We start from the raw sequence: 20,026 nt of genomic DNA, 5'->3' as shown, positions 1-20,026 counted from the left end.
TTGCGGGTGAGAGAATGGAGGTGATGAACGAAGTACAGGGCCCGACGCCCGCAGGAACCTCCCGTCCGTACCGATCTCTCGCGGAGGCGCTGCGCGCGCACCGGATCCCCGTCGAGAATCACGAGTTCATCGCCGCGGTGACCGAGGCCGTCGGCGTCAGCAGCTACATCGATCGCGGCAGGTACATCGAGGCGATCCGCCGCACCGCCGAAGCTCCTCTGCACATCGGCCGCACGTACATCAACGGCTTCGCCGCGGACGAGCAGGTGAGCGTGGGCGGTCGGGTGCTGCCGCTGCTGCCCAGCGAAGGCCGCCCGCCGTACTTCTACGTCAACCAGCCCAGCGGACTGCCGACCGTCTCGGCGGCGAAGCGCCCGGCATCCGGCACTCGCACCCCGGCCGCATCCCGCCCCGCCCCCGAGCCCCGCGCGCCGAAGGCCACCAACCTCGCCGAGCGCGATTACGGCGTGTGCGACGTGTGCTTCATGGTGAAGAACGCTTCGGGACGGTGCGGCTGCGACGAGTGACGTCGGCGGCCGCTCAGGACAGCTGAGCCTGCACGCGACGTGAGATCTCGGCGATCGGCATCGACCGCGGGAACACGGCGACGACGACATCGTCATCCGACGGCGTGATCGCCTCGGGAAGCACACCGTAGCGGCGACGCACGTCGTCGAGCGCCTCCCGCAGAACGCTCAGCGGCACGCGGCCGCCGCGCAGCAGCTGGCGCAGCACGTGATTGTGCACGGCGGTGATCAGGGCAGAGAACCCGACCGCGTCGATCGGCGCGATCCCGGGCAGGGAGGCGCGCAGGTATTCGTCGAACAGCCGCTCATACCGGAACACCGTGACGATCTCGCGGTCGCGCAGCACGGGCACCTCGCGGACGACCTCGTAGCGTCGGCGGGCGAGCTCGGGGTCTCGCGCGAAGTGCGCGAAGACGCGCTCCGATGCCTCGCACACCGCCGCCCACGGGTCGTCGTGCGGCTCGGCGAGGAACTGCCGCAGCTCGTCGAGCAGGGCCTCGTGATCGATGAACACGACATCCTCCTTGCCGCCGAACTGGCGGAAGAAGGTCGACCGCGAGACGCCCGCGGCCTTCGCGATCTGCTCGACGGACGTCTGATCGAACCCCTGGGCGCTGAAGAGTTCGAGGGCCGCGGCGACGACACCGGTGCTCAGATCTGCGGATTCGTGCATGGCGAAAGCCTAGACCGCGGCGCCCCCCGGCGTCCGTCGACGTCGCGGGACGGCGACGGCGCGCTCAGACGGCGGTAGTAGGCTGGGGGACTGGTCGATGTCTCGACATCGAGAGAATCACCAGACCAGACAGCAGCCCAGTGAAGGAACCACAGTGGATCTGTACGAGTACCAGGCACGAGACGTTTTCGAGAAGTACGGAGTGCCGGTCCTCGCCGGCATCGTCGCCGACACCCCCGAGGAGGTGAGGGCGGCCGCCGAGAAGATCGGCGGTGTCGTGGTCGTCAAGGCTCAGGTCAAGACCGGTGGGCGCGGCAAGGCCGGCGGTGTCAAGGTCGCCAAGACCCCCGACGAGGCGTACGAGGCAGCGAAGGCGATCCTCGGCCTCGACATCAAGGGCCACGTCGTCAAGCGCGTCATGGTCGCGCAGGGCGCGCGCATCGCGGAGGAGTTCTACTTCTCGGTGCTGCTCGACCGCGCCAACCGCTCGTACCTGTCGCTGTGCAGCGTCGAGGGCGGCATGGAGATCGAGCAGCTCGCCGTCGAGAAGCCCGAGGCCCTCGCGCGCGTCGAGGTCAACCCGCTGACCGGCATCGACAAGGCCAAGGCCGTCGAGATCGCCCAGGCGGCGAACTTCCCCGAAGAGCTCGTCGAGAAGGTCGCCGACGTGTTCGTCAAGCTCTACGACGTGTACAAGGGCGAAGACGCCACGCTCGTCGAGGTCAACCCGCTGGTGCGCACCGAAGACGGCGAGATCATCGCCCTCGACGGCAAGGTGACCCTCGACGACAACGCGTCCGAGATCCGTCACCCCGAGCACGAGGCTCTCGCCGACAAGGACGCCGAGAACCCCCTCGAGGCGAAGGCCAAGGCATCCGGCCTCAACTACGTCAAGCTCGACGGACAGGTCGGCATCATCGGCAACGGCGCGGGTCTGGTCATGTCGACCCTCGACGTCGTCGCCTACGCCGGTGAGAAGCACGGCGGCGTGAAGCCGGCGAACTTCCTCGACATCGGCGGCGGTGCGTCCGCCACGGTCATGGCGGCCGGACTCGACGTCATCCTCGGCGACGAGCAGGTCAAGAGCGTGTTCGTGAACGTCTTCGGCGGCATCACCTCCTGCGTCGCCGTCGCCGAGGGCATCGTGAAGGCCCTCGAGATCCTCGGCGATGCGGCGACCAAGCCTCTCGTCGTGCGCCTCGACGGCAACCAGGTCGAAGAGGGTCGCGAGATCCTCGCCGCAGCCAACCACCCGCTGGTGACCCTCGCCGCCACCATGGACGAGGGCGCCGACAAGGCCGCCGAGCTGGCGAACGCCTGACGCGCCGGAAGGAATCACAGACATGTCGATCTTCATCAACAAGGACTCCAAGGTCATCGTCCAGGGCATCACCGGCGGCGAGGGCACCAAGCACACCGCCCTCATGCTCAAGGCGGGCACCAACATCGTCGGCGGCGTGAACGCCCGCAAGGCCGGCACGACCGTCGCGCACACCGACAAGGACGGCAACGCCGTCGAGCTCCCCGTCTTCGGCTCGGTCGCCGAGGCGATGGAGAAGACCGGAGCTGACGTCTCGATCGCCTTCGTGCCCGGCGCGTTCACCAAGGACGCCATGGTCGAGGCCATCGACGCCGAGATCCCGCTGCTCGTCGTCATCACCGAGGGCGTGCCCGTGGGCGACAGTGCCGAGGCATGGGCGTACGCGACCGAGAAGGGCAACAAGACCCGCATCATCGGTCCGAACTGCCCCGGCATCATCACCCCTGACGAGGCGCTGGTCGGCATCACCCCGGCCAACATCACCGGCAAGGGCCCGATCGGTCTCGTGTCGAAGTCGGGCACGCTGACCTACCAGATGATGTTCGAGCTGCGCGACCTGGGCTTCTCGACCGCCATCGGCATCGGCGGCGACCCGGTCATCGGCACCACGCACATCGACGCGCTCGCCGCGTTCGAGGCCGACCCCGAGACCAAGGCCATCGTCATGATCGGCGAGATCGGCGGCGACGCCGAGGAGCGCGCGGCCGACTACATCAAGGCCAACGTCACCAAGCCCGTCGTCGGCTACGTCGCCGGCTTCACCGCGCCCGAGGGCAAGACCATGGGCCACGCCGGCGCCATCGTCTCGGGCTCGGCCGGAACCGCACAGGCCAAGAAGGAGGCCCTCGAGGCCGCCGGCGTCAAGGTGGGCAAGACGCCTTCTGAGGCGGCCGACCTGATGCGCGCCATCGTCGAGGCGCTCTGACCGCGACGCGTCCACCTGCGCACGATGGCCCCGGGATCCCCTCCCGGGGCCATCGGCGTCTGCACCCGCGGATGCCGCGCGGCGGACGTGACGGGATCGAGGCATGCGCTCATCGGGACTTCCGCAGCTGCTGCGCGGAACGCCATCGTGCCGCCGACGCGGTAGACTCGTACACGAAGGCCCCGGGCTCCACCCCGGGGCCTTCGTCATACCCGCGACCGCGGGACGCCGTCGCTCAGCTGAGCAGCATCTCCACCGGTCCGCGGGCGAAGTAGATCACGAAGCCGGCCGCCACGATCCACAGCAGCGGGCTGATCTCCTTCGCCTTGCCCGAGAACGCGCGTGCGGCGACCCAGCCGATGAAGCCGGCGCCGATGCCGTTGGCGATCGAGTACGTCATCGGCATCACCGACACGGTGAGGAAGACGCCGAACAGTGCGGAGAAGTCGGTCAGGTCGATGAAGCGGATCTGGCTCATCATGAGCGCTCCGACGATCACCAGCGCGGCGGCGGCCACCTCGGTGGGCACGATCGAGACCAGCGGGGTGAAGAACATCGCGATGAGGAAGAGCCCGCCGGTGACGAGGTTCGCGAAACCGGTGCGGGCGCCTTCGCTGATGCCGGCGCCCGACTCGACGAACACCGTGTTCGACGAGGACGAGGTGGCGCCGCCGACCACGGCGCCGACGCCCTCGACGATCAGCGCCGACTTCAGACGCGGGAAGTTGCCGCGCTCGTCGGCGATCTCCGCCTCCTTCGCGAGGCCGGTCATGGTGCCCATCGCGTCGAAGAAGTTCGTGAAGACGAGGGTGAAGACGAGCATCAGGGCGGCCAGAGCGCCGATGCGACCGAAGCCGCCGAACAGGTCGAACTGGCCGACGAGCGACAGGTCGGGAAGGCTGACGAGCTGCGCGGGCAGAGCCGGCACCGACAGGCCCCAGCCACCGGGGTTGTCGTCGCCCTTGGCGCCGATGTGCCAGATCGCCTCGACGACGACGGCAAGCACCGTCCCCGTGACGAGCCCGATGAGGATGCCGCCCTTGACCCGGCGCGCCACCAGCACGCCGGTGAGCAGCAGGGTGATCACGAACAGAAGTGTGGGCACGGTGGCGACCGAGCCGCCCACGCCGAGGGCGACCGGCGGCGAGGCGGCGGCCGTCACGAAGCCGGCGTTGACGAAGCCGATGAACGCGATGAACAGGCCGATGCCGACGGTGATGGCGATCTTCAGCTGCATGGGGACGGCGTCGAAGATCATGCGGCGCAGGCCGGTCGCGCTGAGCAGCACGATGATCAGGCCGTTGATGACCACCAGGCCCATCGCCTCGGGCCAGGTGACCTCGCCGACGACGGAGAACGCGAGGAACGCGTTGATGCCGAGACCGGCCGCGAATCCGAACGGCAGGCGCGCGACCAGACCGAACAGGATCGTCATGACGGCCGCGGTGAGCCCGGTCACCGCGCTCAGCTGCACGAAGTCCAGCTGAGCGCCGCCGATGTCGGTTCCGCTGGAGAGGATGATGGGGTTCAGGATGACGATGTACGCCATCGTCACGAACGTGACCACACCTCCGCGGATCTCGGCGGCGAAGCTCGAACCTCGTCGGGTGATCTCGAAGAAACGGTCGATCGCATTACGCGGTTCGGCGTCAGGGCGCACAGGGGCATCAGTCATCGGGTGGACCTCCGAAGAGAATCTACCGGGTTCGCCGCACCGCGCGTGGCCGCAGCAGACCGGGCGGATGCACGACGTAGGCTCGATCCGTCATGCAACGCCTCATCGTCGCGCTCCTCGCCGCCCTCGACGCCGCCATCGCGGCCGCTGTCGGGCTCGCCGTCGTGCTCGCGCCCTTCACCCTGCTCTGGGTACTGGCGTTCGGACTCGCCGCCGACTGGGGTTCGCTCTGGCCGGTGAGCGGCACGCTCTGGCAGTTCGGGCACGGGGTCCCTCTCGAGGTGGTGCTTCCGGATGCCGTGGTCTCCGCCCTCGCGATCCCGAAGGACGCGGCCCGATTCGCCCTCTCGGTGCCGCCGCTGGCGCTGCTGCTGTTCACCCTGCTCTTCGCGGCGCGGTCGGGCCGTCGTGCCGCCGTGGCCGGCCGGTGGGTCTCCGGTGTCATCGGGGGAGTGGCGGGGTTCACCGCCCTCTCGGTCGCCGTCGCGGTGACCTGCCGCTCTGACGTGCTGCGCGCCCCGCTGTGGGCCGCGATCGTCATCCCCGCCGCGGTCTACGCGGTCGGTGCGCTGGCCGGCGCGCTGCGCCACGCGTGGGCGGAGGGCGACGACGGGCTCATCGATCGGCTGCGTGACGTCGTCGACGCCTGGGGCGACTGGGCCGCGGTGCCCGGCGAGGCCGTCCGGGGCGCTGCCGTCGCCACGGTCGCACTGACGGGCGCGTCGGCCGTGGGCATCGCCGTCATGACGCTGCTGCGCGGCGGAGAGGTGGTGGCGCTGTTCGAGGCGGCGCACGTCGACGCCCTCGGCGCCGCCATGCTCACCCTCGGGCACCTGGCCTACCTGCCGACCCTGATCGTGTGGGCGGCGAGCTGGCTCGCCGCCCCGGGCTTCGCCCTCGGCGCGGGCACCTCGGTGTCGCCAGCCGGCACCGAGCTGGGTGTCGTCCCCGGCATCCCGGTTCTCGGGCTGGTGCCCGAGAACTCGTCGATCTGGATGCTGGTGAGCGTGCTCGTGCCGATCGCCTGCGGCGCGGTGGCCGGCTGGATGGTGCGCTCGAGGCTGGTCTGGGAGAACACCGCGGGCGGGTACGGCCCGCGAGCGGCGATCGCGGTCGCGATCGCCGGCCTGACCGCCGGCGTCGCCGCGCTCGCGGCGGCACTGGCGTCCGGCTCGATCGGCCCGGGCCGACTCGCGCAGGCCGGACCCGCGCCCGGAGCGCTCACGCTCGCGATCGGCATCGAGGTGCTCATCGGCGCCGGCATCCTGCTGCTCGCACCGCGGCACCGCGACGAGCTCGCCGAAGAGCGCATCGACCGCTGGAACACGGAGATGGCGGGGCTCACCACCCCGGTAGACTGACCGGGTGCTGACGCTCGCTGTTCTGATCTCCGGTACCGGCTCGAACCTTCGAGCCCTGCTGGAGGCGGCGAGTCACCCCGACTTCCCGGCCAGGGTGATCGCCGTCGGCGCCGACCGGGACGCGGAAGGGCTCGCGCACGCCGAGGAGTTCGGCATCCCCACCTTCACCGTGCCGTACACCGCCTATGCGAGTCGCGAGGAGTGGGGGCGGGAGCTGGCCGCCCAGCTGGACGCCTGGCAGCCGGACCTCATCGTGCTCAGCGGGCTGATGCGCCTGCTGCCGCCGGCGGTCGTCGAGCGCTACGCGCCGAACATCATCAACACGCATCCCGCGTACCTGCCCGAGTTCCCCGGCGCGCACGGCGTGCGCGATGCGCTCGCCGCCGGCGTCGCCGAGACCGGAGCGAGCATCATCGTGATCGACGACGGCATCGACAGCGGACCGATCCTCGCCCAGGAGCGCGTGCCCGTGCTGCCCGGCGACACCGAAGCCACCCTGCACGACCGCATCAAGCCCGTCGAGCGTCGCCTGCTGATCGATGCCGTGCAGCGCATCGCCACGGGCGACCTGACCCTCTCCCGCTGACCCGCACGACCTCCCCCGAACGAAGGAGCACCCCCATGGCCGGCCCCAGCCTCGACCCCTCGCTGTACCGCGACCGCGACCTGGTGCGGGTGAAGCGCGCCCTGGTGTCGGTGAGCGACAAGTCCGGCCTGATCGAGCTCGCCGAGGCGCTGACCGAGGCGGGCATCGAAATCGTCTCGACCGGCTCCACGGCGCAGACCATCCGCGATGCGGGTCACCAGGTCACGGATGTGGCATCGGTCACCGGGGTCGCCGAGATGCTCGACGGCCGCGTCAAGACGCTGCACCCGAAGGTGCACGGCGGGCTGCTCGCCGACCTGCGCCTCGAAGAGCACGAGCGTCAGCTCGAGGACTTCGGCATCGAGCCGTTCGAGCTCGTCGTGGTCAACCTCTACCCCTTCGTCGAGACCGTGGCATCAGGCGCACACCCCGACGCCATCGTCGAGCAGATCGACATCGGCGGACCCGCCATGGTGCGCGCTGCGGCGAAGAACCACGCCAACGTCGCGATCGTCGTGTCACCCGAGTCTTACCCCGCCATCATCGAGGCGATCGCCGAGGGCGGCACCACCCTCAGCCACCGTCGCGAGCTCGCCGCACGCGCCTTCGCGCACACCGCAAACTACGACTCGGCCGTCGCGCAGTGGTTCTCGGAGCGCACCCTCGCCGAGAGCGGAGACCTGCCGGCGCACCTCACCGTGAAGGCCGAGCGCCTGGCCACGCTGCGCTACGGCGAGAACTCGCACCAGCGCGGCGCGATCTACACCCGCGCCGGCGGCCACGGCATCGCGCAGGCGACCCAGCTGCAGGGCAAGGAGATGTCGTACAACAACTACGTCGACGCCGACGCCGCGCTGCGCGCCGCGTACGACATGGTGCAGCCGGCCGTGGCGATCATCAAGCACGCCAACCCGTGCGGCATCGCGACGACCGCGCGCAACGCCCTCGATCCCATCGCCAGCGCGCACCTGCGCGCCCACGAATGCGACCCGGTCTCGGCTTACGGCGGAGTGATCGCGGCCAACGGCACCGTGACCCTGAAGATGGCGGAGAACCTGAAGGACATCTTCACCGAGGTCATCGTCGCCCCGGCGTTCGAGCCGGCCGCGCTCGAGGTGTTCAAGGCGAAGAAGAACCTGCGTCTGCTGCAGCTGCCCGCCGACTGGCGGCAGGAGCGGATGGACGTGCGTCTGGTCTCGGGCGGTCTGCTGCTGCAGGATGCCGATCGGTTCCCCGACGACATCGTCTCGGTGGCGACGAACTGGGAGCTCGTCTCGGGCGAGCGGCCCGACGACGTCGAGATGGAGAACCTCATCTTCGCGTGGAAGGCCTGCCGTGCGGTGAAGTCGAACGCGATCGTGCTGGCGAAGGACAACGCGACCGTGGGCGTGGGCATGGGGCAGGTCAACCGGGTCGACTCGTGCCGCCTGGCCGTCGAGCGGGCCGGAGACCGGGCCGCCGGCTCGGTGGCCGCATCCGATGCGTTCTTCCCCTTCGCCGACGGCGCGCAGGTGCTCATCGACGCCGGCGTCACGGCGATCGTGCAGCCCGGCGGCTCGGTGCGCGACGAAGAGGTGGTGGATGCCGCCCGCAAGGCCGGCGTGACGATGTTCTTCACCGGGGAGCGTCACTTCTTCCACTGACCGGGGGCGCAGCGCCCGGGCAGTGGAAGAAGTGACCTCACAGCGGCCGAGCTGCGCGAGGGCGCAACCCGATCGTTGAGCGAGTTCGGCGGAGCCGATCGAGTCGAAACGTCGTGACCTGATCGCATGACTGCGATGTCCGATTTCCGCCAGCCGACGGCGCGCGGGCGTGACAGCATGAAGACATGGGCAGCACCGCAGAGCACGACCGGCGCTACCGTGCGATCGCCGCGCGGGACACACGCTTCGACGGGCAGTTCGTCACGGCGGTGCGCTCGACGCGCATCTACTGCCGCCCGAGCTGCCCCGCCCGCACCCCGAAGCCCGAGAACGTCACCTTCTACTCCACGAGCGCAGCGGCGCACGAGGCCGGGTACCGCGCCTGCAAGCGCTGCCTGCCCGAAGCCGCGCCGGGTTCGCCGGCGTGGGATCTGCGCGGAGACGCGGCCGGGCGCGCGATGCGTCTGATCACCGCGGGAGTCGTCGAGCAGGAGGGGGTGCCAGGGCTCGCCCGCCGGCTCGGCTACTCGCCCCGGCATCTGACGCGGATGCTGACCGCCGAGCTCGGCGCCGGCCCGCTCGCCCTCGCCAGGGCGCACCGCGCGCACACCGCGCGCATGCTGCTCGTCGGCACCGACATGCCCATCTCGGAGGTCGCGTTCTCCGCGGGATTCTCGAGCATCCGGCAGTGCAACGACACGATCCGAGAGGTCTTCGAGATGCCCCCCGGAGAGCTGCGCGCGACGCGCCGTGCAGCCGCCCGCGGCTCACACGCTGCGGCGGACGGCGCCGAGACGCCTGGCACCATAGACCTGCTGCTGCCGCACCGCGCGCCCATCGACGCCTCGGGCCTGTTCGTCTGGATGGCGGCGCGCGCTCTGCCCGGGGTGGAGACCGCCACGGCGACCTCGTTCGGTCGTCACCTGCGGATGCCGGGCGGCCCCGCGCACCTCGAGATCCGGCAGACGCCGGAGGGACAGCTGCGGCTGCGGGCGACGGTCACCAGGCTCGCCGACCTCGCACCCCTCGTCGCGACCGCCCGCCGGCTGTTCGACCTCGACGCCGACCCGCAGGCGGTCGACGACGCGCTCTCGGAGCACCCCGAGCTGGCGCCGCTCGTGGCCGCCGTCCCCGGCATCCGGGTGCCGGGCACGGCGGATCCGCACGAGATGCTCATCCGTGCCATGGTGGGACAGCAGATCACCGTCGCCGCAGCCCGCACCGCTCTCGCCGCGCTGGCCGAGCAGCTGGGCGAGCGCACTCCCACCGGCGGGCTGCTCTTCCCGACGATGGACGCCATCGCCGAGCACGGTGCCGAGGTGCTGCGCGGGCCGGCGGCGCGCCTCCGCGCCATCACCGGCGCTGCCGCGGCGCTCGCCGACGGGTCGCTCACCCTCACGGTCGGCGACGACGCCGCAGCGCAGCGCGCGGCCCTGCTGGCGATGCCGGGCATCGGGCCGTGGACGGCGGACTACGTGCGGATGCGCGTGATCGGCGACCCCGACGTCTTCCTGCCCGGCGACGTGGCCGTGCGCGCGGGTGCCGTGGCCTCAGGGCTCGCCGGAGATCCGGCGTCCCTCACCGCCTGGGCCGCGCGCACGGCGCCCTGGCGCAGCTACCTCGCCGCGCACCTGTGGCGGGCGGTACCCGCCCGGCCGCCGCGCCGCTCCGCACGCTCAGCCCCGAAGGAGAAGCCATGACCGCGCTCGTGCAGACGATACCGACACCCGACGGCGCCCTGACGATCCTCGTCGACGAGGCGCAGCGGGTGCTCGCCTCCGGCTGGACCGACGACCACGCGGCGATCATCGCGCGGGTGCATCCCGCGCTGCGCCCGACCGCGGTCGACGAGGGCGAGACGGATGCCGCACACGCGGCGCGCGCGTTCTACGCGGGCGACCTGCACGCCATCGACGCCGTGATCGTGCGCCAGCGCGGTACGACGATGCAGTCCGCCGGATGGGCGGCCCTGCGCCGCATCGAACCGGGACGCCCGCTCAGCTACAGCGAGTTCGCGGCCGAGCTCGGCAGCCCGCAGGCGGTGCGCGCGGCCGCGTCGATCTGCGCGCGCAATGCGCCCGCCCTGTTCGTGCCGTGTCACCGCGTGCTGCGCTCGGATGGGACGCTGGGCGGCTTCGCGTGGGGTCTCCCGGTGAAGCAGAGCCTGCTCGCCCGCGAGCGCGGCGAGATCTGATCGACGCGTCCGCCTTGCGCGTCGGACAGCGTCGGCAATAGGCTCGAAGGCTGTCGCGTCGACCGGGCGACGCAGCGGATGCCACGGCATCCGCCTCATCTTCGGCACCCACTCGCCACGCAACCGAGAGTCATGTCTGTCAGCTCGTCTTCGTCGTCCCTGTCCACATTCGCCGCGCTCTGGCGGCTGAAGCCCTTCGTGCAGCCGATCGTCGGCCGCCTGATCGGGGGCGCACTCAGCGCGCTCGCCGCCGCGGTGATCGCCCTGATGATCCCGATCGTGCTCGAGCAGGTCGTGAAGAACTTCGATCTCGGCGGCGGCGCCGGCGACTCCGTCGGATTCGTCATCGCCGGCGCGTTCGGCGTGCTGGCCCTCTCTCTGGGCGAGGCGGTGATGGTGTGGCTGCGCCGCTGGTTCGTGCTGACCCCCGCCACCGAGGTGGAGTACCAGATGCGCTCGCAGCTGTACTCGCGACTGCAGGGACTTCCCGTCGCCTTCCACGACCGCTGGCAGTCGGGGCAGCTGCTCAGCCGCATGATGCAGGACATCAACATCATCCGGCGGTGGCTGGCGTTCGGCCTGATCCTGCTCGTCGTCAACATCCTCACCATCGCGATCGGCGCCGTGCTGCTGTTCCGCTGGCACTGGCTGCTCGGCGCGATCTTCCTCGTCACCGGGGTGCCCATGTGGATTCAGGGCTATCTATTCGAGAAGCGCTACGGCGCGCTCGCCCGGCGCAGTCAGGATCAGGCCGGCGACCTGGCCACCAGCGTCGAGGAGAGCGTGCACGGCATCCGCGTGCTCAAGGCCTTCGGGCGCGGCAAGCACGCGCTCGTGCGGTTCAGTCGCCAGGCCGAGACGCTGCGCGAGACCGAGCTGCGCAAGGGGCGCGCGGTCGCCGAGATCTGGTTCTGGCTCGACCTCATGCCGCAGATCGCGTTCGGGCTCAGCCTGATCGCGGGCATCTGGCTGATCGTGCAGGGGCAGATCGACGTGCCGCAGCTGTTCGCGTTCTTCGCGATGGCCGCCGTGCTGCGCTGGCCGATCGAATCGATCGGCTTCCTGTTCTCGTTCATGCTCGACGCGCGCACCGCGACCGACCGCGTGTTCGAGATCTACCAGGAGACGAACACCATCACCGACCCCGCGCAGCCGGTGCGGCTCGCCGAGCCCCGTGGCGAGCTGGCCTTCGAGGGCGCTCACTTCCGGTATCAGGATGCCGGCGCGCACGAGCGCGATCTGCTCGACGGGATCGACCTCGTGCTGCGCCCGGGGGAGACCATGGCCCTCGTCGGTCTCACCGGCTCGGGCAAGACGACGCTCACCACGCTGCCGGCGCGCCTGTACGACGTCACCGGTGGCCGGGTGACGCTCGACGGCGTCGACGTGCGCGACCTCGAGCTGTCCGAGCTGCGCCGGCACGTGGCGATGGCGTTCGAGGACGCGACGCTGTTCTCGGCATCCGTGCGGGAGAACGTGCTGCTGGGCCGGGCCGATCTCGACATCCACGGCGACGAGGCGGAGCGGGTGCTGCGCGAGGCGCTCGATGTCGCCCAGGCCGGGTTCGTCGACACGCTGCCCAACGGCGTCGAGACGGTCATTGGCGAAGAGGGGCTGAGCCTGTCGGGTGGGCAGCGTCAGCGCCTGGCGCTCGCCCGCGCCGTCGCCGCAGCCCCGAAGGTGCTCGTGCTCGACGACCCGCTCTCCGCCCTCGACGTCGACACCGAGGCGCTCGTCGAGGAGGCGCTGCGTCACGTGCTCGCCGAGACGACCGCGCTGATCGTCGCGCACCGCCCGTCGACCGTCGCGCTCGCCGACCGCGTCGCGCTGCTCGAGAGAGGGCGCATCACCGCCGTGGGCACGCACTCCGAGCTGCTGCGCACCAGCTCGCACTACCGCCACGTCATCTCGAGCCTCGAGGCCGAGGAGGCGGCGCGCACCGGCGCGATCGACATCGTGGCATCAGCAGACGAAGAGGAGGTGCAGGCGTGAGCATCGCAGGCACCCGGGGCGAAGACCGCTCCGACTACACCAGGAGCGAGAGCCGTGCGATCCGGCAGCGATCGCTGCGGCTGCTCGGCTCGCTCATCGCGCCGCTGCGCCTGCGCATCGTCCTCGCCGCGCTCGTGCTCGTCGTCTCGACCGCGCTGCAGGTGGCAGGTCCCATCCTCATCGGCATCGCGCTGGACCGTGCTCTGCCGCAGCTGCTGCAGACAGCCGACTGGATGCCCGCGATCACCGTCACGATCGTCTACCTCGTCGCCGGGATCCTGGCCTCGGCGCTGATCGGGCTGTACGTCGTGCTCGCCGCTCGCATCACGCAGGCGGTGCTGCTGGATCTGCGCAAGCGGATCTTCCTGCACACCCAGCGCCTCAGCCTGGAGTTCCACGAGTCGTACACCTCCGGGCGCATCATCTCGCGTCAGACGAGCGACCTGGACTCCATCCGCGAGCTGCTCGACGGCGGTCTGAACAACCTCGTCTCCGGCCTGCTGTTCGGGCTGTTCACGTTCATCGCGCTGGTGATCGCGGACTGGCAGTCCGGGGTGATCCTGCTGCTCGCGGGCATCCCGCTGATCATGCTCATGCGCTGGTTCTACACGCGCTCGCAGGCCGTGTACCGCGAGTCCCGAGTGATCAGCGCCAAGGTGATCGTGCAGTTCGTCGAGACCATGACCGGCATCCGCGCCGTCAAGTCGTTCCGCAAGGAGCCGCGCAACGACGCCTCCTTCCGCGCCGTCGCCGGCGACTACCGCGACGTCAACCGACGCTCCATGGTGCTGTTCGGCACGTTCGAGCCGGGGCTGATGGGCATCGCCGCGCTCACCCTCGCCGCCGTGGTGCTGTGGGGCGGTCTGCGCGTCGCCGACGGCGCGCTGGGCGTCGGGGTGCTGCTCGCGACGGTGCTGTACGTGCGCAACTTCTTCGCGCCCATGCAGGAGATCGCGATGTTCCTGAACTCCTACCAGTCGGCCACCGCGGCGCTGGAGAAGGTCTCCGGCGTGCTCGAGGAGCAGCCGACCGTGCCTGATCCGGAGAAGCCGGTGGACCTGTGGGAGTCACGCGGCGCGATCCGCTTCGACGACGTCACCTTCGCCTACAACGACGACAAGACGATCCTGCCGGACTTCTCACTCGACATCCCCGCGGGCCAGACGATCGCGCTCGTGGGCACGACCGGTGCGGGCAAGTCCACCCTCGCCAAGCTCGTCTCGCGCTTCTACGACCCGACCGCCGGGCGGGTGACGCTCGACGGCATCGACCTGAGGATGCTGCACCCGAAGGATCTGCGCCGCGCGATCGTGATGGTGACGCAGGAGGCCTATCTGTTCAGCGGCACGGTCGCCGACAACATCGCGCTCGGCAGGCCGGACGCGACGCTCGACGAGATCCGCGCCGCGGCGCGTGCCGTCGGCGCCGACGAGTTCATCTCGTCGCTGCCCGACGGCTACGGCACCGACGTCAACAAACGCGGAGGTCGCGTCTCGGCCGGGCAGCGGCAGCTGATCTCGTTCGCCCGAGCCTTCCTCGCCGACCCCGCGGTGCTGATCCTCGACGAGGCGACCGCGTCGCTCGACATCCCGTCCGAGCGACTGATCCAGGAGGCGCTGCAGACGCTGCTCGCCGACCGCACGGCGATCATCATCGCGCACCGTCTGTCGACGGTCGCGATCGCCGACCGGGTGCTGGTGATGGAGCAAGGCCGGATCATCGAGGACGACACCCCCGCAGCGCTGATCGGCGGCACGGGGAAGTTCGCCCAGCTGCACGCCGCGTGGCAGGAGACCCTCGTCTGAGATCAGATCGGCGGGCGTGGCCGCGGACACCGGTCTGAGATTAGGTTAAAGGGGTGGACCCGATCCTTCTGCTGGCCACCGAGCTGTGGTGGGTCGCCCCGGCCGCCGCCGGAGTGGGAGCGAGCGGGTACGCGATCGTGCGAAGGCGGGGGACGGTGAACGGCAGACGGCTCGGCTACGACGCGGCGCGACTCGAGCTGCGCCAGGCCCAGGTCGAGGCCAGGGCGGCGGCGGACGCCGCTCGCATCGCCAGGGCGGATCTCGCGAGAGTGACCGCCGACCGAGCTGCAGCGCGAGTGGATGCCTCGGCCGTGGCATCCGCTCGTCGTGCGCTGCGCGACACCCAGCTGGCGGCGCGTGCCGCCGCCGCGCGCGTCAAGGCCAGCCGGGTGCGGGTCTCGACCGAGCGATCGTCGATGTCGACCGGCGGCATGCCGCCGCTGGAGCGGCTGCGCGGCCGCCACGACGCTCTGCTCGCGCGCTGGATGGAGTACGAGACGGATCCCGCTCGAGCGATCGCCTTCCCGCAGATGAGCGACGGACGTCAGCCCGCGACGGCGGCGTTCCTCGTCGCGCTGCGCCGAGCGCGCGACGCCAGGCTGAGCCCCGATTCGCGGAACAGTCCCGAGGAGTTCAGCATGTACCGAGCAGCGGTCGAGGATCTGGAGCGCGCCTTCGACATCGCCGAGCGCGCCGCCCGCGGCGAGCGGGTGGACGCCGAGCTGCCGGATGCCCTGTGGGACGCAGCGCGTACTCTCGCCATCCGCACGTCGGACTCGGTCATCGCCTGGACGATGAGGATGCGCCGTAGGCCTTGAGCCGTGCCCGTCAGCCGTCGACGCGGATCTGCGCGATGACCTCGGAGTACTCGGTCTCGCCGACGGGCTGGAACCCGACACGGCGGAAGAAGGCCTCGGGCCCGTCTTCGCCGGCCTCGTAGATCACGTTCACGTGGTCGACACCGCGGGCGCGGGCCTCCTCGATGAGCGCCTGCACGGCGAAGCTGCCGACGCCGCGGCGCTGGTCGTCGGCGTCGACGTTGATCCGCCAGAGCACGCTGCGGAAGTGCTCCTCGGGGGTGTCGGCGTCGAAGCTCGCGCTGACGAACCCGACCACCTCATCGCCGTCGAGCACAACACGCTGCCACGACGTCTGAGGGTTCACGACCGTCGCGGCGATGCCGTACGACACCGGAGCGAGGAACTGCTCCTGGCCCGGACGCAGCGACAGATTGTTCACGGCGACGATCGTCGCAGCGGAGAGTTCTTCCACGCGCAGTTCCGACATGCCCCCAGGCTAGCGCGTCACCGGCGATCCGTGACAGATCGGATCGAGCGGGCGCGACCCGGGCAGGCGCAGAAGACTCGGGTATCTTGGTATCGAGATAAATCTGCCCTCGCGAACGGAGATCCCCGGTGACCGACGACGCCATCATCTACACCTACACAGACGAGGCGCCGGCCCTGGCCACCGCTTCGTTCCTGCCCATCATCAAGGCCTATACCGGTCAGGCGGGCATCGAGGTGGAGACCCGCGACATCTCGCTGGCGGGTCGCATCCTCGCCGCCTTCCCCCAGAAGCTCACCCCCGAGCAGCAGGTCGGCGACGCGCTCGCCGAGCTCGGCGGCCTGGCCACGCTGCCCGAGGCGAACATCATCAAGCTGCCGAACATCTCGGCATCCATCCCGCAGCTCAAGGCGGCCATCGCCGAGCTGCAGGGGCAGGGCTTCGACGTGCCGGACTACCCCGACGAGCCGCAGTCGCTCGAGGAGAAGGACGTCCGCGCTCGCTACGACAGGATCAAGGGCTCGGCGGTGAACCCCGTGCTGCGCGAGGGCAACAGCGACCGCCGCGCCCCGCTCGCGGTGAAGAACTACGCCAAGAAGCACCCGCACCGCAACAAGCCGTTCGCCGAGGGCTCGAAGACCCGCGTGGTCACCATGGGCCACGACGACTTCAAGAGCAACGAGCGGTCGTGGGTGGCCGCCCACGACGACGTGCTGAGCTTCCAGCATGTCGCCGCCGACGGCACCATCACCGTGCTGAAGGAGGGCCTGAAGGTCCTGCCGCGGGAGATCATCGACGCCACGTTCCTATCGGCCGCCGAGCTCGACGCCTTCCTCGCCGAGACGCTCGAGCAGGCCAAGGCCGATGACGTGCTCTACTCGGTGCACCTCAAGGCGACCATGATGAAGGTCAGCGACCCGATCATCTTCGGCCACGTCGTCAAGGCCTTCTTCCGCGACGTCTTCGCGCAGTACGGCGACCAGCTCGCGGCCTCGGGCCTCAGCGCGAACGACGGTCTCGGATCGATCCTCTCGGGCCTGTCGGGCCTCGCCGGCGGCGAGGAGATCGCCGCCGCGTTCGAGCGCGCGATCGAGAACGGTCCGCGCCTGTCGTACGTCAACTCCGACAAGGGCATCACCAACCTGCACGTGCCCAGCGACGTGATCGTCGACGCCTCGATGCCGGCGCTGGTGCGCAACGGCGGCAAGCTGTGGGGTAAGGACGGCGGCGAAGCCGACACCATCGCGGTCATCCCCGACTCCTCGTACGCGGGCGTCTATCAGGCCGTCATCGACGATGTCATCGCCAACGGCCCGCTGGACCCCGCGACGATCGGCACCGTGCCGAACGTCGGCCTCATGGCCCAGGCCGCCGAGGAGTACGGCAGCCACGACAAGACGTTCGAGATCGCGTCGGACGGCATCGTGCAGGTGCTCGACAGCGAGGGCACCGTGCTCATCGAGCACACCGTCCGTGCCGGCGACATCTGGCGTGCGACCCAGACCAAGCACATCCCGGTCATGGACTGGGTCAAGCTCGCCGTGACGCGGGCCCGCGCGACCGGCGCTCCGGCGGTGTTCTGGCTCGACGCGAACCGCTCGCACGACGCGCAGATCATCGCCAAGGTGCACCAGGGCCTCGCCACGCTCGACACCAAGGGCCTGACGATCACGATCCTCGCCCCCGAGGAGGCGACGCGGTACACGCTCGCGCGCATGCGGCACGGCCTCGACACCATCTCGGTGACGGGCAACGTGCTGCGCGACTACCTGACCGACCTGTTCCCGATCCTCGAGGTCGGCACCAGCGCCAAGATGCTCAGCATCGTTCCGCTGCTGGCCGGCGGCGGTCTGTTCGAGACCGGCGCGGGCGGCTCGGCGCCGAAGCACGTGCAGCAGCTGGTCGGCGAGAACTACCTGCGCTGGGACTCGCTGGGCGAGTTCTTCGCCCTGGCCGCGTCGCTCGAGCACTTCGCCGACCGGACGGGCAACGAGAAGGCGCGGATCCTCGCGGAGACGCTGGATGCCGCGACCGGCACCTTCCTCGAGGAGGACCGCTCGCCGGGTCGCGCGCTCGGCACGATCGACAACCGCGGCAGCCACTTCTACCTCGGCCTGTACTGGGCGCAGGAGCTGGCGAAGCAGACGAAGGACGCCGACCTCGCCGCCGCCTTCGCACCGATCGCGGAGACGCTCGCCGCGAACGAGCAGAAGATCGTCGACGAGCTGAACGCCGTGCAGGGGCAGCCGGTCGACATCGGCGGCTACTACCGTCCGGACACGGCCAAGGTGGATGCCGCGATGCGTCCGTCGGCGACGCTGAACGGCGTGATCGACGCGCTCTGACGCAGGGACGCAAGAGGCCGGATGCTCAGCATCCGGCCTCTTCTGCGTCACGGCGCCGATCGGCGCCGTGGGATCAGTCGTGCACCCAGACCTCGGTGCCCTTCGTCGCGAACTCCCACACGTAGCGGGCGGCATCGATGCTCATGTTCACGCAGCCGTGGCTCATCGGCGTGCCGAAGTTGCTGTGCCAGTAGGTGCCGTGCAGGGCCTCATCGCCGTTGAAGTACGTGATGTAGGGGACGTTCTCGGTGACGTACTTGCTGCCGTCGGCGTTCGAGCCGCGCATGTCCTGGGTGCGCAGCTGCGCGTACACGCGGAACCGGCCCTTGTCGGTGGGGGTGGCGCTCGTGCCGGTGGACACAGACCACGACTTCACGAGCTTCTCGTTCTCGTACAGGTACGTGCGCTGCTCGCTGAGGTCGACCTCGACGCGACGGAACAGGCTGGTCGACTCGAAGGGCGTCGCGGTCACGGGAAGCGCGAAGGTGGCGTCGCCGCTCGTCAGCTTCTCGGCGAAGTCGCCGGCGGTCGTCGAGGTGTCGCCGAGCACGCGACCCTCCTTGCCCTCGGTGAGCGCCTTGAGAACCGTGCCGTCCGAGTCGACGATGTTCCGCGCGTTGACGATCTCGCGGTTCACCTGGGCCGGGAGCGCGTCGACCGACGGCTGGATCTTGGCGGGATCCGCCGAGATCGTCAGCTCGCCCTCCACGGCGTCGACCGTGAGCCACGACGCGACGACCTCGGGCGCCAGGGGCACCGTGCGCTCCTCGCCGACGTAGAAGCCGGCCTGTGCCAGCATCCCGTTCAGCTGCTCGACGGTCGTGGCGGCCTTGCTGTCGGTGATCAGCGGCGGCACCTCGGCCGGAGCGGCGGAGTAGTCGAATGATGTCTCGCCCGCCGCGATCGCATCGGTGAATGCGGCGGCCAGGCCGTCGACCGACACTCCCGTGCCCGGCACGGCCGGCGTCGCGGTGTAGGCCTGCGCGGCCGCATCGAACACGACCGTCGCGTCGGTGGCCGGGGTGTAGCTGGAGGGGACGGCGGCGCGCAGCGCGCTGTCGGCGGTCTCGGCGTCGAGCGTCACCTCGGCGGTGATCGGCTCGCCCATCCAGGCGCCGAGATTCCACATCGGGCGCTCGGCGAAAGCCTCATCGGTCAGGGCGGCGGCATCGATGCTCGCACCGAGGTCGGCACCGGGGAGGGTCGCCCCATCTCCGGCGTCCGTCAGCTGCACCTCGGTCGACGCCGTGCGCGCGCTGACGGCTTCTGCCGCCATGCCGGGTGTCATGAAGCCGACCGGCACACCGGCGACCGTCGTACCGGGGGCGATGAGCATCAGCGATGCGGCACCGGCGGCGAGAGCGAGTGCACCGGCACCCAGCCCGATCCACAGTCCGAGCCGGCGCTTCTTGGGGGCAGGCTCCATCGGCGCCCACTCCATGGGGGGAGTGCCTGTCGACGGCGGCTGAACCATCGTCTCGGTGTCAGATGAGACGGCGTTCGACTGGCCGGTGCCGGGTCCGGAGATCAGATCGGTCACGGACTCACCCCCCTAGATGCTTCGTGACATGTCTTTTCATGGTACGGGACGTGTGGTAACGGAGAGGCAACGTCGACGGGGCGCGGCCCGGGTGGGGGTAACGTTTCGATAAAGCGATGCGACGGCGACGGGCGGGTGTTGCGCGGGGCCGG

At 70.2% G+C, this 20,026-nt stretch carries 16 protein-coding genes; 12 read left to right on the top strand and 4 right to left on the bottom strand.

Annotation, left to right across the window (positions count from 1 at the left end; genetic code table 11):
• Positions 1-23 precede the first annotated feature (23 nt).
• A complete protein-coding gene (locus H9633_RS02895) occupies positions 24-527 on the top strand; it encodes a hypothetical protein (protein WP_191712023.1) in 504 nt (167 codons plus the stop codon).
• A gap of 13 nt (positions 528-540) precedes the next feature.
• Here H9633_RS02895 and H9633_RS02890 read toward each other — a convergent pair whose 3' ends face one another.
• Positions 541-1,200, bottom strand: a complete 660-nt coding sequence (locus tag H9633_RS02890; protein WP_071643540.1) for a TetR family transcriptional regulator — start codon at positions 1,198-1,200, stop codon at positions 541-543.
• A gap of 154 nt (positions 1,201-1,354) precedes the next feature.
• On the opposite strand from H9633_RS02890, the gene sucC reads away from it, so the two are divergent.
• Positions 1,355-2,521 (top strand): ADP-forming succinate--CoA ligase subunit beta, encoded by a 1,167-nt coding sequence (gene sucC / locus H9633_RS02885; RefSeq protein WP_071643539.1) that lies wholly within the window; start codon positions 1,355-1,357, stop codon positions 2,519-2,521.
• Positions 2,522-2,543: 22 nt separating this feature from the next.
• Positions 2,544-3,446, top strand: a complete 903-nt coding sequence (gene sucD, locus H9633_RS02880) for a succinate--CoA ligase subunit alpha (RefSeq protein WP_071643538.1) — start codon at positions 2,544-2,546, stop codon at positions 3,444-3,446.
• Between the two features lie 235 nt (positions 3,447-3,681).
• Here the strand turns inward: sucD and H9633_RS02875 are convergent, their stop codons facing one another.
• A complete protein-coding gene (locus H9633_RS02875) occupies positions 3,682-5,121 on the bottom strand; it encodes an NCS2 family permease (protein ID WP_191712022.1) in 1,440 nt (479 codons plus the stop codon).
• Between the two features lie 92 nt (positions 5,122-5,213).
• Between H9633_RS02875 and H9633_RS02870 the strand changes: the two genes are divergently transcribed.
• The 8 genes from H9633_RS02870 (at position 5,214) to H9633_RS02835 (ending at position 15,520) form a co-directional block, all read left to right on the top strand.
• Positions 5,214-6,482: a cell division protein PerM gene (locus H9633_RS02870; RefSeq protein WP_191712021.1), complete on the top strand. Its 1,269-nt coding sequence runs from the start codon at positions 5,214-5,216 to the stop codon at positions 6,480-6,482.
• Positions 6,483-6,486: 4 nt separating this feature from the next.
• Positions 6,487-7,068, top strand: coding sequence for a phosphoribosylglycinamide formyltransferase (gene purN / locus H9633_RS02865; protein WP_071643535.1), 582 nt, complete (start codon positions 6,487-6,489; stop codon positions 7,066-7,068).
• Between the two features lie 35 nt (positions 7,069-7,103).
• Positions 7,104-8,711: a bifunctional phosphoribosylaminoimidazolecarboxamide formyltransferase/IMP cyclohydrolase gene (purH, locus tag H9633_RS02860; RefSeq protein WP_071643534.1), complete on the top strand. Its 1,608-nt coding sequence runs from the start codon at positions 7,104-7,106 to the stop codon at positions 8,709-8,711.
• A 185-nt stretch (positions 8,712-8,896) separates the two neighbouring features.
• Positions 8,897-10,411 (top strand): DNA-3-methyladenine glycosylase 2 family protein, encoded by a 1,515-nt coding sequence (locus H9633_RS02855; RefSeq protein WP_191712020.1) that lies wholly within the window; start codon positions 8,897-8,899, stop codon positions 10,409-10,411.
• The gene (locus tag H9633_RS02850; RefSeq protein ID WP_191712019.1) at positions 10,408-10,905 is read left to right on the top strand and encodes a methylated-DNA--[protein]-cysteine S-methyltransferase; all 498 of its coding nucleotides are present in this window, start codon (positions 10,408-10,410) and stop codon (positions 10,903-10,905) included. The genes H9633_RS02855 and H9633_RS02850 overlap by 4 nt, the downstream gene beginning before the upstream one ends.
• A 132-nt stretch (positions 10,906-11,037) precedes the next feature.
• A complete protein-coding gene (locus H9633_RS02845) occupies positions 11,038-12,897 on the top strand; it encodes an ABC transporter ATP-binding protein (RefSeq protein ID WP_191712018.1) in 1,860 nt (619 codons plus the stop codon).
• Complete coding sequence (locus H9633_RS02840) at positions 12,894-14,702, top strand: ABC transporter ATP-binding protein (protein ID WP_191712017.1); 1,809 nt, start codon at positions 12,894-12,896, stop codon at positions 14,700-14,702. Before H9633_RS02845 ends, H9633_RS02840 begins: the two co-directional genes overlap by 4 nt.
• A gap of 53 nt (positions 14,703-14,755) precedes the next feature.
• Positions 14,756-15,520, top strand: a complete 765-nt coding sequence (locus H9633_RS02835) for a hypothetical protein (RefSeq protein ID WP_191712016.1) — start codon at positions 14,756-14,758, stop codon at positions 15,518-15,520.
• Positions 15,521-15,530: 10 nt separating this feature from the next.
• Here the strand turns inward: H9633_RS02835 and H9633_RS02830 are convergent, their stop codons facing one another.
• Positions 15,531-15,989 carry a GNAT family N-acetyltransferase gene (locus tag H9633_RS02830; protein ID WP_071643528.1) on the bottom strand — a complete coding sequence of 153 codons (459 nt, stop codon included), beginning with the start codon at positions 15,987-15,989 and terminating at the stop codon, positions 15,531-15,533.
• A 128-nt stretch (positions 15,990-16,117) separates the two neighbouring features.
• On the opposite strand from H9633_RS02830, the gene H9633_RS02825 reads away from it, so the two are divergent.
• Positions 16,118-18,334: an NADP-dependent isocitrate dehydrogenase gene (locus tag H9633_RS02825; RefSeq protein WP_191712015.1), complete on the top strand. Its 2,217-nt coding sequence runs from the start codon at positions 16,118-16,120 to the stop codon at positions 18,332-18,334.
• A 73-nt stretch (positions 18,335-18,407) separates the two neighbouring features.
• Here H9633_RS02825 and H9633_RS02820 read toward each other — a convergent pair whose 3' ends face one another.
• A complete protein-coding gene (locus H9633_RS02820) occupies positions 18,408-19,874 on the bottom strand; it encodes a L,D-transpeptidase family protein (RefSeq protein ID WP_318247175.1) in 1,467 nt (488 codons plus the stop codon).
• Positions 19,875-20,026: the final 152 nt, after the last annotated feature.

It is taken from the genome of Microbacterium commune, assembly GCF_014836945.1.
Classification (GTDB): Bacteria; Actinomycetota; Actinomycetes; order Actinomycetales; family Microbacteriaceae; genus Microbacterium; species Microbacterium commune.
Note: the sequence above shows the minus strand (reverse complement) of the source record. Positions and strands in the feature narration are given on the sequence as shown.